This window comes from Rhodococcus sp. IEGM 1372, from assembly GCF_030056835.1.
Taxonomy (GTDB): domain Bacteria; phylum Actinomycetota; class Actinomycetes; order Mycobacteriales; family Mycobacteriaceae; genus Rhodococcoides.
This window is the reverse complement of record NZ_JASHKS010000061.1, coordinates 1-16,584: the sequence shown is the minus strand read 5'-3', so window position 1 is coordinate 16,584 and position 16,584 is coordinate 1. Positions and strand designations below refer to the sequence as shown.

The following is a 16,584-nucleotide window of genomic DNA, read 5'->3' as shown; positions in this document are numbered from 1 at the left end:
CCGAGCACACAGTGACGGGCCGGGCCGTGGGGCACGCTTTACGATCGAACTGCCCGTCATTGCAGTCTGACCTCGGAGCCTGCTTCGGTGTTGCCGTATCCGGCACATCTCAATCCGTGGACTCACGACCTTCGAGCGCGGACCCTCGACTCGAGGGACTGAACGCCTCCGTCATGTTTGTTGTCATCGGCGCCCACCCCTGTCAGGCTTGGGCGCCGTCTGGAACGAGCTCGGCGATCAGCGCCTCGACCTTGGCTTTGATCTCGTCGCGGATCGGACGCACCGCCTCCACCTCTTGCCCGGCCGGATCCTCGAGCACCCAATCCCGATACGACGTGCCCGGAAACACCGGGCACGTGTCGCCGCACCCCATGGTGATCACCACATCGGAGGCCTGCACCGCGTCGATGGTGAGGATCTTCGGGTTCTGCGCGGAGATGTCGATACCGACTTCGGCCATCGCCGCGACCGCGGCCGGGTTGACCTGCTCGGCCGGAGCGGAGCCCGCGGAACGGACCTCGACCCGGTCGCCGGCCAGCGCAGTGAGGAATCCCGCGGCCATCTGGGAACGGCCCGCGTTGTGCACACACACGAACAACACCGAGGGTGTGCGATCGGTCGAGGAATCAGTTGTCATGAAAACAGACGTCCTTTCGAAGAGAATTCAGGCAGAAACGGTGTCGAGTTCGGCCAGCAAAGCCCGCACGCGAGTGTCGATATCGTCGCGGATCGCCCGCACCGTCTCGAGTGACTCGTCGTCCGGATCGATCAACGACCAATCGAGGTAGCGCTTACCCGGATACACCGCGCACGCATCACCGCACCCCATGGTGATCACCACATCGGCGGCTGCCACCACATCGTCGGTCAGGGGTTTGGGATATTCGCCGCCGAGATCGAGCCCGATCTCGGCCATCACCTCGACCACGACAGGATGGATCGACGAGGCAGGGGCCGATCCGGCGGAGCGCACGTGCACCCGTCCCGCGCCGTGATGAGCCAGCAGTGCCGCGGCCATCTGCGAACGGCCACTGTTACGCACGCACACGAACAGCACCTCCGGCACATCCTTCGGTATAGCGCCTTCGGCCTGCGCCAGAGCAGTGAGGCGTTCGCCCGCGAAGCGGGTGGCCAGCGAGGGCAAATGGGTATGGATCTTGGCGGTGCGGCGCAGCGCCGCATACGACTCGAACACCATCCGCTCGACCGTTTGAGGGGAAAACATCCCGGCGTACTTCTCCGCGAGATGTTCGGCACTGCGGTGCAGCACCGCCTGAGGCATCAGTAGTTCCGGCTGGGCAGCGTGCTGGGACATCATCGACTCCTGAGGTGGTCGGTCCTTACGACACAGTGGGGGCGGGCGAGCGGGTGAAGCGTTTCCGCAGGGCGAGCGAGACGTAGATGAGAGCAACCAGGACGGGCACCTCGATGAGCGGACCGACCACCCCGGCCAAAGCCTGGCCGGAGGTGACACCGAAGGTGCCGATCGCGACGGCGATGGCGAGCTCGAAGTTGTTTCCGGCGGCGGTGAACGCCAGTGTGGTGGTGCGCTCGTAACCGAGCCCCACTGCCGCACCGAACAGGAACCCGCCACCCCACATGAGGATGAAGTACGCGAGCAGCGGCAACGCGATCCGCACCACGTCCCAGGGCTGCGAGGTGATCTGCTCGCCCTGCAGGGCGAACAGGATCACGATCGTGAACAGCAGCCCGTAGAGCGCCCACGGGCCGATCTTCGGCAGGAACGTGTCCTCGTACCACTCACGTCCCTTGGCTTTTTCACCGAAGTGGCGGGTCAAGAAGCCGGCGACGAGGGGGATACCGAGGAAGATCAGCACCGATTTGGCGATCTGCCACGGGGAGACATCGAGGGTGGTCTGTTCGAGCCCGAGCCAGCCGGGCAGGATCGACAGGTAGAACCAGCCGAGCACAGCGAACATGATCACCTGGAAAACCGAGTTGATCGCAACCAGTACTGCGGCGGCTTCGCGGTCGCCGCAGGCGAGGTCGTTCCAGATGATGACCATCGCGATGCAGCGAGCCAGGCCGACGATGATCAGGCCGGTGCGGTACTCGGGCAGGTCGGGCAGCAGCAGCCAGGCGAGGGCGAACATCAGCGCCGGGCCGAGCACCCAGTTGAGAATGAGCGAGGAGATCAACAGCTTGCGATCGCCGGTGACGGTGTCGAGGCGGTCGTAGCGCACCTTCGCGAGCACCGGGTACATCATGATCAACAGACCGAGCGCGATCGGCAGAGAGATGTTGTCGATCTCGATGACGCTCAACGCGTCGCCGAGCCCGGGAATGAGGCGGCCGAGCAGCAGGCCGGCGACCATGGCGATGCCGATCCACACGGCCAGGAACCGGTCGAGGACCGACATCTTGCCGGCGACGGACCGGTTGTCGGTGGCGGTGGTCACGAGGCGGTCTCCTGAAGGGCTTCGGTCGGGGCGCAGGTGCAGGCCGATCCGGGCAGGACCCCGGATTCGGTGGCGAGCACCGCGGACAGTTGCTCGAGGGCGGCGGGGAGCACCCGGTAGTACACCCAGGTGCCGCGGCGCTCGCAGTCGAGCAGTCCGGCTTCGCGCAGCACCTTGAGGTGGTGCGAGATGGTCGGTTGCGACAGGTCGAACGCGGGGCTGATGTCGCACACACAGCTCTCCCCGCCCTGGTGGCTGGCGATCATGCTGAGCATGCGCAGCCGCACCGGATCACCGAGGGCCTTGAACATGCGGGCCAGGTCGGTGGCCCAATCCGAGGTCAGGGGCTCACGGGCGAGCGGCGGGCAGCACGGTTCGGCCTCACTCGACAGCTGATTCGACATGCGTCTATATTGACTGTTATCAATCCAGTCGTCAAACGGGAAGGGACCTCCACGTGCCCACTGCTTCGGTGCTGTTCGTGTGTGTGAAGAACGGCGGAAAATCCCAGATGGCCGCAGCGTTGATGCGCAAGACAGCCGGCGACCGCGTCACCGTCCATTCGGCCGGTACCGCCCCAGGGGCGTCCCTTAATGCTCTGTCGGTGCAGGTCCTCGACGAGGTAGGCGCCTCCATCGACGGTGAGCGCCCCAAGCCGATCGATCCGCAACTCCTCACCGAAGTCGACCTGGTGGTCACCCTCGGCGGCGAAGCCCACGTCGATGCGCCCGCCGGGGTGGTCGTCGAGAACTGGGACACCGATGAGCCGTCCGAGCGCGGCATCGACGGCATCGAGCGGATGCGCCTGGTGCGCGATGACATCGCTGTCCGCGTCGAGGAGCTCGCTACCCGGCTGCTTTCCGACGCCGACGCCCGATAACCGAGTTCGTCCCGGAAACTCTGTTCGCCCTCGAGCACTGAAGGAATACCTGATACCTATGAGCACCATCGCAGTCTTCGAACCGGCCCTGTGCTGCAACACCGGCGTGTGCGGCGAGGACCTCGACCAGAACCTGGTCACCTTCACCGCCGACATGGCCGCGCTGACCGAGCAGGGCGCCGCCATCACCCGCCACAACCTGGCCAACGACCCGCTCGCGTTCGCCCACAACGAGACCGTCAAGAAATTCCTCGAACTCGCCGGATCGGACGGGCTGCCGCTCGTGCTCGTCGACGACGTCACCGTCGCTACCGGGCGCTACCCGACCCGCACCGAGCTCGCCACCTGGGCCGGCCTCGAGGTACCCGCGCCGCCGTCCGGGGTGACCATGCTCGGGCTCGCGGACGACAGCGACTCCTGCTGCACCCCGGGCGAGTCCACCTGCTGCTGACCATGTAGATCCGCACCCCGCCCGCCGATACCCATCCGACGAGGAGTACCTGCTTTCATGGCTGCCGCCGACCCGACGTTTCTGACCGACCCGCCCCGGTTCGTGTTCTTCACCGGTAAAGGTGGGGTCGGTAAGACCTCCATCGCGTGCGCGTCAGCGGTGCGCCTGGCCCGGGCCGGAAAGAAGGTGCTGCTCGTCTCGACCGACCCCGCGTCGAACGTCGGGCAGGTCTTCGGTCTGAGCATCGGCAACACGATCACCGAGGTCCCCGCGGCGGCGGGGCTCTGCGCGCTCGAGATCGACCCCGAGGAGGCCGCCGCCGCCTACCGCGAACGCATCGTCGGTCCCGTCCGCGGGTTGTTGCCCGCAGCGGAGATCGCGTCGATCACCGAGCAGTTGTCCGGCTCGTGCACCACCGAAGTCGCGTCGTTCGACGAATTCACTTCTCTGCTCACCGATCCCGACGACCGGGTCGCCGGGTTCGATCACGTGCTGTTCGACACCGCCCCCACCGGCCATACCATCCGGCTGCTGCAACTGCCCGGTAACTGGACCGAATTCCTCGACCACGGCAAGGGCGACGCGTCCTGTCTCGGTCCGCTGGCCGGGCTCGACAAGCAGAAAGCCATGTACGCCGGCGCGGTCGAGGCCTTATCGGATCCCGGCCGTACCCGCCTGGTGCTCGTGGCACGCGCGAACCGTGCCGCTCTGGCCGAGATCGCCCGCACCCACAGCGAACTCGCCGCGATCGGCATGACGAGACAGCATGTGGTCGTCAACGGCGTGCTGCCTGCCCCGGCTGAGGACACCGACCCGCTGGCTACCGCCGTGTACCAGCGTGAGCAGGCAGCATTGGCGGGTCGCGGCGCCGCGATCGTCGCGCTGCCCACCGATCTGGTGGAGCTCAAGCCGGTCAACATGGTCGGTCTCGATGCTTTGAGCACCCTGTTCGACACCACCACCACCACCACCGCTGTGAGTGTCGACGACACCGAACCGGGTGTCGCCGCGGTCGCCGATGCTTCACTGGCGGATCTGGTCGATGCGATCGAGGCTGATGGCCACGGGCTGGTGATGTGCATGGGCAAAGGCGGGGTCGGCAAAACCACTGTTGCCGCCGCGATCGCGGTGGCCCTGGCCCGCCGTGGCCACGATGTGCATCTGACCACCACCGACCCCGCCGCGCATCTGACCGACACTCTCGCCGGGGAACTCGACCACCTCGAGGTGTCCCGCATCGACCCGCATGAAGCGAGCGAGACCTACCGCGACCAGGTGCTGGCCACCAAGGGCGCCGGACTCGATGAGGCCGGCCGCGCCACTCTCGCCGAGGACCTGCTCTCCCCGTGCACCGAGGAGGTCGCGGTGTTCCAGGCCTTTTCGAAGGTGATTCACGAATCACGCCGCAAGTTCGTCGTCGTCGATACCGCCCCGACCGGGCATACTCTGCTGTTGCTCGATGCGACCGGTTCGTATCACCGGGAGATCGCCCGGCAGATGGGCGATGGCGGGCGCTTCATCACCCCGCTGATGCGGCTGCAGGACCCGGCGCAGACCAAGATTGTGCTGGTCACTCTTGCCGAGACCACCCCGGTGCTCGAGGCGGCCGGTTTGCAGGATGATTTGCGGCGCGCTGGTATCGAGCCGTGGGGGTGGGTGGTCAACAATTCCCTGGCCGCGGCGGCGCCCACCGCGCCGCTGCTGCGGCAGCGAGCGGTTGCCGAATTCGAGCAGATCGACACGGTCCGGGACGAACTCGCCAATCGGTGCGCGGTGATTCCGCTGGCCGTCAGCGAACCGGTCGGAATCACCGCGTTGGGACAGCTGGCCGAACGGCATCCGGCACCGGTGCGTTGATCCGCCAGCACCGGGCCGGGTCGTCCACTCATGTCGTTCGTGTGAGACATGCCTGAAGCCACGATTCGGATCACGCTGTGCCAGTGAGGACGTCGGTCAGATCGGCGGGAATCGGCATGGGGGTCATCAACCCTGCAGCGACGCGGCCGGTGTTGCCTTCGGGGTAACCCCCGAGCGCGGAACCGGGGGCAGCAACCATGATCCGGATGATCTGCCCAAGGGCTTCGCGACGGTCGCGTTGACGCACCGCGAGACCGAGCATGGCGAGGTGATTGCGAGTGTGCGGCCACGGGTAGGGCTGCGACAGGATGTGCGCGCGTTCGAGATGGGTCCACCGCTCGGCTGCAGTGTGAGTGTGTCGAGCGGCGGTCATCTCCGCGGCATACCAGGCTCGGACAGTTGCAGGCATTGGACTCATGGAAGGCCCTTCAGGAAGAAAAGGATTCTCGTACCCCAGGATTCGACGCAGGTGCCGCCGATCCGGAGATTGTCAGGGGGCGAGCGCGTCCGGCGCGGACCCCGTTGGCGATCACGATGATCTCGGCGACCTCGTGAACCAGGACAACCGCCGCCAGGCCGAGTACCCCGAACAGGGCCAGGGGCATCAGGACGGTGATGATCGCGAGCGAGAGGCCGACGTTCTGCAACATGATCGTTCGTGATCGGCGGGCATGCTGCAGGGCTTGAGGTAGATGCCGTAGGTCCTCACCCATCAGGGCGACGTCGGCGGTTTCGATGGCCACGTCGGTGCCCATCGCGCCCATCGCGATCCCCAGATCGGCGGTGGCCAGGGCCGGGGCGTCGTTGACACCGTCGCCGACCATCGCCGTCGGCCGTGTACCGCGGAGGGTGTCGATGATGTGGGCCTTGTCCTCCGGACGCAGATCGGCGTGCACCTCGTCGATACCGACATCGGTGGCCAACGCTCGTGCGGTGCGCTCGTTGTCGCCGGTGAGCATCGCCACGGTGTAACCGTCGCGGCGCAGCCCCGCGACGACGTCGCGGGCTTCGGGACGCAGTTCGTCGCGCACCGCGATCGCCCCGATCAGGGTGCCGTCGCGTTCGATGAGCACCGCAGTGGCTCCGGCGTGCTGCATCCGCTCGATATCGGCAGCCAGAGAGCCCGGGTCGATCCACCCGGGCCGGCCCAGACGGGCAGGAATGCCGCCGACGTGACCGGTCAGTCCGGCACCGGGGACCGCGTCGACGTCCTCGGCGGGGGTGTAGTCGTCGACGGCGGCGAGGATCGCTGCAGCGAGGGGGTGCTCACTGCGTGCCTCGAGCGCAGCGGCGACATTCAGAACGTCGGCGCGGGTGGTGCCGCCGGTGGTGGCAACGTCGATGACCTCGGGGCGGTTCCGGGTCAGGGTGCCCGTCTTGTCCAACGCGACGGTGCGGATCCGGCCCAACGCTTCGAGGGCGGCACCGCCCTTGACCAGGACGCCGAGCTTGGAGGCGGCGCCGATCGCGGCGACCACGGTCACCGGGATCGCGATGGCCAGCGCACACGGGGACGCGGCGACCAGCACGACGAGGGCGCGTTCGATCCACACCAGCGGATCACCGAATACGCTGCCGATCGCGGCGATCAACGCCGCGGCAACCATCACTCCCGGCACCAGGGGCTTGGCGATCTTGTCGGCCAGACGCTGGGCCTCGCCCTTGCGGGATTGCTCGGCCTCCACGATTTTCACGATCTTGGCCAGCGAGTTGTCCTGCGCGCCGGCGGTGACCTCGACCTCGAGCACGCCGGTGCCGTTGATCGACCCGGCGAACACCTCGGAGCCCGGTCCGGCCTCGACCGGCACCGATTCCCCGGTGATCGCGGAGGTGTCCAGGGCGGTGCGCCCGGTGCGGATGGTGCCGTCGGTGGCGAGCCGCTCCCCGGGTTTGACGATCATGATCTCCCCGAGCCCCAACTCCGCGGGGGCGACGGTCTGTTCACGGCCGCCGCGCAGGACGGTGGCAGTGTCCGGCACCAGATTCAGCAGGGCGCGCAGGCCCCGTCGGGTGCGAGTGACCGCGTACTCTTCGAGACCCTCACTGATGGCGAACAGGAACGCGAGCATCGCGGCTTCGCCGACCTCGCCGAGCAGCACGGCGCCGACGGCAGCGATCGTCATCAGGGTCCCGACCCCGATCTTGCCGCGGGCCAGCCGCTTGAGGGTCGAGGGGACGAAGGTGTAGCCGGCGACGACCAGCGCCACCGCCTCGAAGCCCGTCCCGAGAGCGTCGGGCCCACCGGTGACGCGGACGATCAGGGCCGCAATCAGCAGGACACCCGCGGCGGCGGCCGCCCGGATCTCGGTGACCTGCCACCACTTGTCGGGCTCCTGGTCGTCTTCGCCCTCGACGCGGGGTTCGTCGGGGCCGCATCCGCAGGCGTCGCTCATGCCGTCACTCCCGTGTCGGTGTCGGTGCCGTAGTTCGGGCACAGCGCGACGGCGTTGCCCGTGGCGGCCAGGAGGGTTTCGGCCGAGGCCAGCAGGTCGAGCAGTTCCAGTCGGGCCAGCGAGTAGAACACCTGCCGGCCCTGCGGGCGGCCTTGCACCAGGCCGCAGTCCCGCAGGCATGCCACGTGCGCCGACACTGTCGATTGCGCCAATCCCAGCTCGCCGACCAGGTCCGCTACTCGGGATTCCCCGGCGGCGAGGCGGCGCACGATGGCCAGGCGGGTGCCGTCGGAGAGACTGTGGAACAACGCTGCTGCAGAGTCGAGACTTTCACCGAAGCAGGTCGTCGCTCGCTCATTCATCGTCATAAAACGATGATATTGAGGAAACATGATTAATCAAGCGGAGGGAGCGGGACAACGCGCGTTCTACTCCGCCAGTGCGGACTCCGACAACGGTCGCGAATGATGACGGCTGGCGGATTCTCGGACCGGCTCGTCACGACTCAAGGGACGTTCACAGACTGGCCGGCTGGCTCCCAGCCTGGAACGGCCAACGGGTCGCATGCCAGTTCTGCCTCGCGGGAGGATCGCCTTGCTCAGACTGTCCAGGCCGGTCGCCAGGTCCTCGCACGGGAGAGCCGATCGTGTCGACGAATCGACGGCACAGCTCGTCGAGCACCTCGGTGATGGGCATGTCGGTGGTGCCGTAGCGCAACTGTCGGCTCGGCTGAAGGTCGGCGAGGGCAGCGAACTCGATCAGATTCTGCTGGGCATGACACAGCTTCGCCGGTGCAGCGAGGACAGCAGCGTCACGCAGGTCGTATCGGCAGAACGGTCTCACACGCCCCGGGCGTTGCGGTTCGCGAGCATGGCGCTGCGGGCACTGCCACGGCGGGGCCAGAGCGCTCATCCACGCCGTTCCTGTCCACGGCACCTGACCGCAGCCTTCGCATGTCGACTGCAGATACACCTGGTGGCGTACACAGAGCGGCAGCAGCGGATTGGCCCAGCCTGCATGCCACCACGGATCGGGTTCGGCCAGGCATCGGGCACAGAAACGCGATCCTCCCCGGTCGGGCCGAATGTGGCGGTGGTGCACCAGGTACCGTGCCGCGGCGGCATCGATCGGCCGGCCCCACAGGGCGGCGCGCAGGTCACCGGCAGGGACACCGAGGTGAGCGGCGATCCACCGAGCGTGCAGGCTCAGGTGCTCGAGAACGAGGTGATATCCGGTCGGGCTCCGCGGCACACGGAGCTCGCGCAAAATCTGGATCGGGGTCAGTTGGTAGCGACAGCCGACGCGCATCAGCCAGCCCGGCAGATACTCGGCGGGATGTAGTTGCACGGTGATCGGCCACCGGTCGACTCTTATCGTGGCCATAGTGGTTCCCCAACCACTGAGCCGGCCAGGGCGGGACCAGCCGGTATCAGCCGGTGCGGGCGGCGGATTCGCTGGCATTGTCGACGGTCGCGGTCGTAATCAACTCAGCAGTGACGGCTTCGACGCCGGTGACGATCGCGAGATACGAGATCCGGTCGAGCAGATTCGTCAACGACGCGATCCGCCCCTGGGTGCGGCGGTGCAGCAGCCGAGCATGCTCGCACAGCATCCCGTCATGGCTGCCGGCGAGGGTGAGGTGTTCTTCGGCGGTGCGCAGCAGCGCGAGCCAGCCGCGCATCCCGGTGTCGGTGTCGATGCTGAACGGGGCAACCGGGCAGCGGGTGGCGCGGCGGCTGGTCTGGGCGTAGACGGTGTGCTCGCCGAGCAGGCCTTCGTCGAAGAAGCGTTTGGCGGTCAGATTCACCCCGACGTAAATGAAGGTAGCGGCCATGTCGTTGGCCAAACCCTTGAGATGGTTCGATACCTCCAGGCCGTTGCGGTGCCGGAAGTCGACGAAGTGCAGATCGTCGAGCACGATCAACCGGGTACCGCAGGAGGTGACACAGTCCACCGCCAAGGCCCCGAGTTTCGAGGTGGAGGCACGGTCCACGGCCGGATGGCCGTAGAACCGCAGGATCTGCTGATTGAGGCCTTTGAGGGTGACCCCGGCGCTGAGCGGGATGAACGCCACCGGCCACCGTTGATGCCCCTCCACGGTGAGGGGTCCGTCGCGGCGCAGAACTCGCCGGTGGACGTCGCGGGCATAGCGGGTGGCGATGGTGGTCTTGCCGAGGCCGGGTTCGGCGTCGATGACCACCGAGCCGCGCAGCTTGTCGCCGTCCCGATACGCCGAGGCCATCACCTGATCGCAGATCCCGTAGGCGGCGGCGAGTTGGCTGGTCTTGATCGTCGGCAGGTTCGCGTTCCACACCATCCGGGCTTCGTTGTAGTCCTCGAGCTCCTCCTGCGACAGTCGGGACATCGCGGTGCGGGAGAGGACCTCGAACGGTTCACGCGGTGGGGCGGTGACGAAGGCGTGCCAGCCCTGTTTGCGGGAGAGCTGGTAGCGGACAGTGCCATACGTTGCCAGCCAGGTGGCCCAGGGGTTCATTCGTCGAACACCTCGAACACGTCTTCGTCGGGATGCTCCGCGTAGTACCGGTCGAATACGTCGACGTCGTCGACCACCTCCAACCGTTGAGTTCGACTGGTGGCGAGTTCGTCGAGCAGCTCGGCGACGCCCGGCACGGACGCAGTGTCGCGTTCGTCGTCGATACCGGACTGCTGTCCTTCGGTTTCCGGATGCGGGCGGTGGGCACTGAGTCGGCGGGCCAGGGCGCGGTCGCGGCGTGTCGCGACGTCGTCTCGGCTCCACGCGAGCAGCAGATCCCGTACCGCGGCGGCGGGATCGAAGTGGCGATGCTCGCGCACGGCGATGCGTTTGGCGTAGTCGGCGGCGTCCCTGCTGAACGGCTGGTTCAGGCAAGCGCCGTGCTCCCACACCAACTGATGCCAACGGTGGCTGTCCGGGTCCTGGAACCAGGCGTGCCGGATGTCGTGATTGTCGACGAAGATCGGCCACTTGCCGGCGTGCACACCGCCATACGGCGAACGGGTGGTGCGATACAAGGTGAGCCCGGATCCGTCGTAACGCAGTCCGTCGACCTCGACGCCGTAGTGCTGGATCGTACGCCAACGCACATCGAGGAACTCATACGCCAGATCCGGATTCGCCGGCAACAGCAGACCACCCGATTTGGCGACCCCGATCTCGAACATCTCGCTCGGCGAAAACCCCACCCGCGGCAGTTCCGGCACGCACAGCCCGTCATGTCGGGTGTGGTGATAGACCCGGCCCACCCATTCCCGGATGATCTGCTCGAGTTCGCTGGCGTAGTAGAACGCGGCGTCTTCGACGTCTTTGCCCCGTGAGTACACGTCCGGGCCCTTGTAGGCGGGCAGGTGCTGTAGCAGTGATTCGCGCAGGGTGCGGAAGAAGCGTTCGACGGTGGGTTTGTCGGTGGGCTTGTGCGGGATCGCCGGCTGAACGGTGATACCCAGTCGGGCGCAGACTCCGATCACATGAGAGGACAGGTACTGCTTGCCGTGATCGACGACGATCGCCTCGGGCAGACATGCCGGTAGATCCCCGACGCGTCGCTGGGAGATCCCGTCCGGGGACTCGGTGCCGACGAGCAGGTTTCGCGGCACCCCGTGATACGGCCAGAGTTGATCCGCAGTCGGGTCGGTGTCGCGGGCGGGAGTGATGCACTGGTACAGCACATTCGCCACGTCCTGGGACCGCGTCGATAGCGGTGTCAGGCGCAGTCCGAGGATGCAGCGGGTGAACAGGTCCATCGCCACGGTCAACTCCACCCCAGCCCAGCGCATGGTGACCGGTTCCATCGCGAACACATCCAGCGCGGTGGTATCGAGCACCACGTACTCCCCCGGACGGGTCGCGCGCAGTCGGCCGAGGACACCGCGGGGCCGGTCCGCCACCGACCGCCGGCCTTTCGCGCTACCGAACGCGTGCCGCCCCTTCGACAATGTCTTCACCCGCCGGTATGCCGTGCTCAGGGAGGGCAACGGCACCATGCCCGGCCCGAATTCTGCTTCCAGGTCCTTGGCAACGGCATCGATGACCGCGCCGATCGTCGGGGTCGAGACGGTGACGTACCTATCGAGCACCCGCACACATGCTGCGTCCCACCGGTGATCGACACTGGTGGCGTAGCGGCTACGGATCCGACTGTCCGTGAGTCCGGCAACTCCTGCCGCGCGGTATCCGGCGATCCAGCGGTACAGGGTGCGCACAGAGACGTGAAGTTCCGCCGCTCTGGTGGCCAACACCGATTCGAGTTCGGCGCCGGAGGTCGCAACCTCGGTCAGGATGCCGCGGACGTGTTCGGCTCGTGTTTCCAGTTCCTGAATCTGGGTTGCGGTCAGCGAGGAGAGCACTACGGCAGCAGGGTCAGCGGAGGCGGTGTCGTCCGGCGGTGAGATCGCTGTTCCCCGTGCCGCGATCTCGGTGACCGCGACACGCTGCATCCGCTCTCCGGACCGGAGGGTGACATCGTGTCCCTGCAGCGCCACGACTTCCCATGAGCAGCCGTCGAGCCAGACCTTGATTCCTGCACGTAGTTCGACGATGTTGGTCACGGCGTGCTCCTTACACCGGACACCTGCGACTGTCCGGACAGCGGCACCGTCAGGTCCACCGACCACAGACCGGACCACAGCTTCGCCAGCACCGCGATTCGCGAGCCGGGCCTGTTCACCGATGCGGCGAGGTCGTCGAGGGTCATCCCGGGCACTGCGACGCTGTCGAGTGCCCTCATCACCGCGGGGTCGATCCACTCGCTACGACGAGCGCCCCCGAGGATTCGGAGGTTCGCCAGCACTACTGGGTTTGCACCGGTCCACACTTCATACGACCAGCCCCGACTCGAACACAGTCGTTCGGTCCAGGCGAACACCTGCGCAACTGCGTCGCGACGGGCGAACTCGGCGGGTTTGACGTCGACGACCGTGAATCCGCCGTCTGTGCGTTGGAGCAGCAGATCGGGCGCATGCCGACGCATGGTCTTCCCGTCCGGGCCGCACAGCCACATCGGCTGTGCGGCGATCCGCACCACTTCCGGTGCGTAGTCCGCCAGCCACAACCGGTCCAGTTCGAGTCGGCTCTCGTAGAGGACGTGGCCACGGTTGGTGGCCGACCAGAACATCCCGGAATAGTGGCGCTGATGGGGGTGACTGCGGACTTTCCGTACCGGCAGGCCCAGGATCATCCGATAGGGATCTGCCGCAGCGAGGGTCGTCGCGACAGGATCACCTGATTCCTGCACGTACCTGACCTCAACCTCGCTGGTCCGGGGCACTTTTTCAGGGTCCCGCTACTGACACGAATTTGAGAAACCGACACGCCGCTGACAGGCGACTGACATGAAATTGAGAAACTGACACCGAATCCGAGAACCTACAGCGACAGCCGAGAAGCCCGTTTTCGCGCCGGGGTCATAGTCACCAACGTTGTTTGTGCGGTGACCGACGAGAATTTTCCTTCCCGCACCGTCCTTGAGGAAACGCCAGGTGAGCGTAGTTTCTGTTCGATAAATGTGTAGGAGGTGCCCGCTACAGTCCTGCATATGACAGAACGCCAGCTCGCGGACGGCTCGAACACGGTTCCGGCTGCGTGTCGGGTGGTGCGGCGGTGTTTCCTGCTTTACCGCCGGAGGTTGCCGCTCGGATCGAGCGCTCGATCGCTGCGTCTCGCTCCGCCGGCGCCCGGCGGGCCTACGCCTCGGCGTGGAGACGCTTCGAAACCTGGTGCGCCGCCACCGGGTATATCTCGTTACCGGCGCATCCCGCGACGGTGGCGGCCTATCTCGTCGCCGCCGGCGGACACGCTCACCGTCGACGACGGGATGCGGGCGTATGCGCCGGCGACGTTCGGCAAATGGATCGCGGCGGTCGCGCGGACGCCACCGCGCTACCAGACACGACAACCCGGGCGGGCACGAGATGGTCCGCGCCACCCTCGCCAGTATTCGGCGGGATTACGCGTCGGCGGGCGAGCGGCCACGCAATCCACGCGCACCGCTGCTGACCTCCGACATCACCACCATCGTCGATCATGCACGTCTCAGTGTGACCGGGTGGGCGTCGGAGGTCCTCAAACGGCGCGACACCGCGCTGCTTCTGATGGGCTATACCGGCGCATTTCGTCGTAGCGAACTCGTGGCGCTCGAATGCGGCGGTGTCCGCCGCGACCGCCTCGACGGTGCGCACGTACGGATTCGGGCGTCGAAGACCGATCAGGACGGCGTCGGGGCCTTCAAAGCCCTACCGTTCACCGGCCGTCACGAATCCTGCCCGGTCTGCGCGTGGGTACGTTGGCTGCAGGTCGTCGCGGCGTCCTCCACGTGCACCTCGCTACGTCGACGACCCAACGCCGCCGGATCGCGGTGATCGACGGCACCCATTCCCGGCAGCTGTTACCCCCTCCGGGGCGCGCGGAGATCGTTCGGGCTGCGCTGGACGTGGCGCGTACGGCGCGCCTGCACGAGCTGGCAGCCGTGATCGGCGGCATCATCGCCCGCCTCCCCGAATCCGGTTGGCCGTCAGAACTGTTCGCGCGGCGAGACGCCCGCGTCCTGATCTTCGCCTCGACCGGTCTGCCGTACACCCAGATCGCGGCCCTGCGGCACTGCAATGTCACCGCCGATCCAAGGATCGACGCCCTTCGTATCGACACAGGCCGCGGCGTCCACACTGTCACTTCCCCCGGCACTGACGGGGGCGGGGTATCTCGCCGCGGATGGTGTATCAGCGCTTGTTGGAGGTGCTGGGCCATCGCACGCGGTATCCGAGTACCCGAATGCTCTCGATGCCGTGGGCGGTACCGGACTCGGCGGATTCGACCGGTACGTCGATCCGGCCGATCGGCAGCCGCTGTCGACTGCGATCGACCGGTTGGGCCACACCCCGTTGATTGCGACCCCACTCACGTCCCGTGCGGTCGCCGACATCGTTCGAGCCCACCTGGACGGGCGAGTACCTGTGCACCGACTCCACTCGGTGCAGGCACGGCAACCGAGCGCACAGCTCGTCCCGTAGCCCGCCTCGGCTTCGGTACTCGACCCCGGATACTACGAATACGGGACCCAGGCACGCCGGGACGCGCACGAGCTACTCGGTGGCGTCGATTCAACGCTCGACGACCGTGCGGATGCACTGCTGAAGCGGCTTCTCGCGTTCGTCGAGGCAGAAGTACCGGAATATGGTCGGCCGCGCGTGCCGCGCCCATCGTACCTGCCCGTTCAGGACACCTTTCGGGCGTGAAGACGCTCGACGAGACCGAGAGTGAACCGGTCGATGTCCTCGATGGAGAAGCTCTCGTCACCGGTGATCGCGAGCGAGGACCGTCGCAGAAAGTGCACGCCACCGATCGGGATGCTCACCAGTTTCAGGGCGCGTTGGATCCATCGAACCGGCCGGATCGACGAGGCGACGTGATCGGCGGGGAGCATTGTTCCACCTGGACGCAGCACTCGCGACATTTCCGAGAGCGCGATGTCCGGGGCTGGGATGGCGCAGAGCGAGAACGTGCACACCATGGTGTCGAAGGATGTATCGGGGAAGTCCAGAGCGTGAGCGTCCCCGAGCGGCGGGTGCGCATCCGGTCTGACGTCGGTGTGGGCGCGAGCCGTGTGGTCACGACATTGGTGGTCATTGAGGCCAGGTGCACTGCATCGACAGCAGTCGTGTTGGAAGGTCATTCCGGCGTTCGAGCAGGTGGTGCAAGGACACGTGCCGAGGTATACGCCACCCTCTCCTTGATTGATCGTACGGATGTACGTACATTATGGATGAGGCTAGTCGCCAATTCTGACAAACGTCACACTCGGGAGGAATGAAATTCCCTCGTCCGCCCCGAGTCGGCGAGTGCCGGACGGCTGAGGAGGACGTGATGGTCGGCAACCGCTGCGGTGGCGCTGTGAGTCGTTGCGCCTCGCTGGATCAGTCGGTTGCGATGCCCCTGGTCGCCCAGTGGAATGCCGCCCACTTCACCTCCACCCCGCAGGAATCGGAACCGTGCGCCTCGACGCACAGAACCTGCAAAAATACCCCACGGGGTACCGTGGATTCTTGACACCCATACGAACGCCGCCACGATCGACAAGGAGATTTCGATGCTTCTCGAACGCATCTACGACGAAGACCTCGCCCAAGCCGGATACTTCATCGGCTGCCAGGCCAAAGGAGAGGCAGTGGTGGTCGACGCCCGCCGCGACATCGGTGTGTATCTGGATCTGGCCGATCGGCATGGCATGACCATCACCGCCGTGACCGAGACCCATATCCATGCCGACTACCTGTCCGGCACTCGCGAGCTGGCCAAGGCCACCGGGGCGGTCACCTACGTCTCAGGAGAGGGCGGCGACGATTGGCAGTACGGCTTCGAGGCCGAACGCCTCCACGATGGCGACACGCTGGCTCTGGGCAACATCACCGTGCAAGCCGTTCACACGCCCGGTCATACCCCGGAGCACCTCTCGTTCCTGGTGACCGACGGTGCCTTCGCCGATGCTCCGGGATACATGTTGACGGGCGACTTCGTCTTTGCCGGTGATCTCGGCCGCCCGGACCTACTCGACGAAGCTGCCGACGGTGTCGACACCCGTTTCGAGGGTGCCA

General features: G+C 66.4%; 19 protein-coding genes. 5 read left to right on the top strand and 14 right to left on the bottom strand.

The features are described from left to right. Positions 1 to 202: 202 nt before the first annotated feature. Genes QM590_RS24890 through QM590_RS24875 form a run of 4 tightly spaced genes read right to left on the bottom strand, consistent with a single transcriptional unit; the run spans position 203 to position 2,824 of the window. Positions 203 to 637: an arsenate reductase ArsC gene (locus tag QM590_RS24890; protein ID WP_132476087.1), complete on the bottom strand. Its 435-nt coding sequence runs from the start codon at positions 635 to 637 to the stop codon at positions 203 to 205. A gap of 27 nt (positions 638 to 664) precedes the next feature. Next, positions 665 to 1,315, bottom strand: a complete 651-nt coding sequence (locus QM590_RS24885) for an arsenate reductase/protein-tyrosine-phosphatase family protein (protein WP_269596760.1) — start codon at positions 1,313 to 1,315, stop codon at positions 665 to 667. A 25-nt stretch (positions 1,316 to 1,340) separates the two neighbouring features. Beyond that, entirely contained in the window at positions 1,341 to 2,381 is a 1,041-nt protein-coding gene (gene arsB, locus QM590_RS24880) for an ACR3 family arsenite efflux transporter (RefSeq protein ID WP_269596761.1), read from the bottom strand. Positions 2,382 to 2,416: 35 nt separating this feature from the next. Further along, complete coding sequence (locus QM590_RS24875) at positions 2,417 to 2,824, bottom strand: ArsR/SmtB family transcription factor (protein WP_269596759.1); 408 nt, start codon at positions 2,822 to 2,824, stop codon at positions 2,417 to 2,419. 53 nt (positions 2,825 to 2,877) lie between these two features. Between QM590_RS24875 and QM590_RS24870 the strand changes: the two genes are divergently transcribed. The 3 genes from QM590_RS24870 to arsA are packed head-to-tail and all read left to right on the top strand — an operon-like array spanning position 2,878 to position 5,608. Beyond that, on the top strand, positions 2,878 to 3,300 hold the full coding sequence (locus QM590_RS24870) for an arsenate-mycothiol transferase ArsC (RefSeq protein WP_269596758.1): 423 nt from the start codon (positions 2,878 to 2,880) through the stop codon (positions 3,298 to 3,300). A 58-nt stretch (positions 3,301 to 3,358) separates the two neighbouring features. Then, entirely contained in the window at positions 3,359 to 3,751 is a 393-nt protein-coding gene (gene arsD, locus QM590_RS24865; protein WP_064063745.1) for an arsenite efflux transporter metallochaperone ArsD, read from the top strand. 57 nt (positions 3,752 to 3,808) lie between these two features. After that, the gene (gene arsA, locus QM590_RS24860; protein ID WP_269596757.1) at positions 3,809 to 5,608 is read left to right on the top strand and encodes an arsenical pump-driving ATPase; all 1,800 of its coding nucleotides are present in this window, start codon (positions 3,809 to 3,811) and stop codon (positions 5,606 to 5,608) included. Between the two features lie 70 nt (positions 5,609 to 5,678). Here arsA and QM590_RS24855 read toward each other — a convergent pair whose 3' ends face one another. The 7 genes from QM590_RS24855 to QM590_RS24825 all read right to left on the bottom strand — a co-directional run bounded on the left by QM590_RS24855 (position 5,679) and on the right by QM590_RS24825 (position 13,232). Further along, a complete protein-coding gene (locus QM590_RS24855; RefSeq protein ID WP_054720545.1) occupies positions 5,679 to 6,026 on the bottom strand; it encodes a DUF3703 domain-containing protein in 348 nt (115 codons plus the stop codon). Between the two features lie 10 nt (positions 6,027 to 6,036). Then, entirely contained in the window at positions 6,037 to 8,001 is a 1,965-nt protein-coding gene (locus QM590_RS24850) for a heavy metal translocating P-type ATPase (protein ID WP_269596756.1), read from the bottom strand. Further along, positions 7,998 to 8,369, bottom strand: a complete 372-nt coding sequence (locus QM590_RS24845) for an ArsR/SmtB family transcription factor (RefSeq protein ID WP_054720048.1) — start codon at positions 8,367 to 8,369, stop codon at positions 7,998 to 8,000. Before QM590_RS24845 ends, QM590_RS24850 begins: the two co-directional genes overlap by 4 nt. A gap of 148 nt (positions 8,370 to 8,517) precedes the next feature. After that, complete coding sequence (locus tag QM590_RS24840) at positions 8,518 to 9,384, bottom strand: TniQ family protein (RefSeq protein ID WP_072738915.1); 867 nt, start codon at positions 9,382 to 9,384, stop codon at positions 8,518 to 8,520. A 46-nt stretch (positions 9,385 to 9,430) separates the two neighbouring features. Next, positions 9,431 to 10,495, bottom strand: a complete 1,065-nt coding sequence (locus QM590_RS24835) for an ATP-binding protein (RefSeq protein WP_059384188.1) — start codon at positions 10,493 to 10,495, stop codon at positions 9,431 to 9,433. Continuing rightward, a complete protein-coding gene (locus tag QM590_RS24830) occupies positions 10,492 to 12,546 on the bottom strand; it encodes a TnsB C-terminal domain-containing protein (RefSeq protein WP_269596755.1) in 2,055 nt (684 codons plus the stop codon). Before QM590_RS24830 ends, QM590_RS24835 begins: the two co-directional genes overlap by 4 nt. Continuing rightward, positions 12,543 to 13,232, bottom strand: coding sequence for a TnsA-like heteromeric transposase endonuclease subunit (locus tag QM590_RS24825; RefSeq protein ID WP_226435562.1), 690 nt, complete (start codon positions 13,230 to 13,232; stop codon positions 12,543 to 12,545). The genes QM590_RS24830 and QM590_RS24825 overlap by 4 nt, the downstream gene beginning before the upstream one ends. Positions 13,233 to 13,908: 676 nt before the next feature. On the opposite strand from QM590_RS24825, the gene QM590_RS25880 reads away from it, so the two are divergent. Then, complete coding sequence (locus tag QM590_RS25880) at positions 13,909 to 14,355, top strand: site-specific integrase (protein WP_308198557.1); 447 nt, start codon at positions 13,909 to 13,911, stop codon at positions 14,353 to 14,355. Positions 14,356 to 14,507: 152 nt separating this feature from the next. On the opposite strand, the gene QM590_RS24815 is transcribed toward QM590_RS25880, so the two are convergent. The 3 genes from QM590_RS24815 to QM590_RS24805 all read right to left on the bottom strand — a co-directional run bounded on the left by QM590_RS24815 (position 14,508) and on the right by QM590_RS24805 (position 15,665). Next, entirely contained in the window at positions 14,508 to 14,657 is a 150-nt protein-coding gene (locus QM590_RS24815; RefSeq protein WP_155289453.1) for a hypothetical protein, read from the bottom strand. Between the two features lie 55 nt (positions 14,658 to 14,712). Next, complete coding sequence (locus tag QM590_RS24810; protein WP_155288742.1) at positions 14,713 to 14,868, bottom strand: hypothetical protein; 156 nt, start codon at positions 14,866 to 14,868, stop codon at positions 14,713 to 14,715. Between the two features lie 338 nt (positions 14,869 to 15,206). Then, positions 15,207 to 15,665: a class I SAM-dependent methyltransferase gene (locus QM590_RS24805; RefSeq protein ID WP_080733148.1), complete on the bottom strand. Its 459-nt coding sequence runs from the start codon at positions 15,663 to 15,665 to the stop codon at positions 15,207 to 15,209. A 414-nt stretch (positions 15,666 to 16,079) separates the two neighbouring features. On the opposite strand from QM590_RS24805, the gene QM590_RS24800 reads away from it, so the two are divergent. Further along, a partial coding sequence (locus tag QM590_RS24800; protein WP_269596753.1) for an MBL fold metallo-hydrolase occupies positions 16,080 to 16,584 on the top strand: 505 nt, incomplete at its 3' end.

Coding starts and splice junctions, on each gene's coding strand:
- QM590_RS24840 (WP_072738915.1), bottom strand. CDS start 9,384: ATGGCCACGATAAGAGTCGACCGGTGGCCGATCACCGTGCAACTACAT.
- QM590_RS24890 (WP_132476087.1), bottom strand. CDS start 637: ATGACAACTGATTCCTCGACCGATCGCACACCCTCGGTGTTGTTCGTG.
- arsA (WP_269596757.1), top strand. CDS start 3,809: ATGGCTGCCGCCGACCCGACGTTTCTGACCGACCCGCCCCGGTTCGTG.
- QM590_RS24835 (WP_059384188.1), bottom strand. CDS start 10,495: ATGAACCCCTGGGCCACCTGGCTGGCAACGTATGGCACTGTCCGCTAC.
- arsB (WP_269596761.1), bottom strand. CDS start 2,381: ATGTCGGTCCTCGACCGGTTCCTGGCCGTGTGGATCGGCATCGCCATG.
- QM590_RS24855 (WP_054720545.1), bottom strand. CDS start 6,026: ATGAGTCCAATGCCTGCAACTGTCCGAGCCTGGTATGCCGCGGAGATG.
- QM590_RS24845 (WP_054720048.1), bottom strand. CDS start 8,369: ATGACGATGAATGAGCGAGCGACGACCTGCTTCGGTGAAAGTCTCGAC.
- QM590_RS24875 (WP_269596759.1), bottom strand. CDS start 2,824: ATGTCGAATCAGCTGTCGAGTGAGGCCGAACCGTGCTGCCCGCCGCTC.
- QM590_RS25880 (WP_308198557.1), top strand. CDS start 13,909: ATGGTCCGCGCCACCCTCGCCAGTATTCGGCGGGATTACGCGTCGGCG.
- QM590_RS24885 (WP_269596760.1), bottom strand. CDS start 1,315: ATGTCCCAGCACGCTGCCCAGCCGGAACTACTGATGCCTCAGGCGGTG.
- QM590_RS24805 (WP_080733148.1), bottom strand. CDS start 15,665: ATGACCTTCCAACACGACTGCTGTCGATGCAGTGCACCTGGCCTCAAT.
- arsD (WP_064063745.1), top strand. CDS start 3,359: ATGAGCACCATCGCAGTCTTCGAACCGGCCCTGTGCTGCAACACCGGC.
- QM590_RS24850 (WP_269596756.1), bottom strand. CDS start 8,001: ATGAGCGACGCCTGCGGATGCGGCCCCGACGAACCCCGCGTCGAGGGC.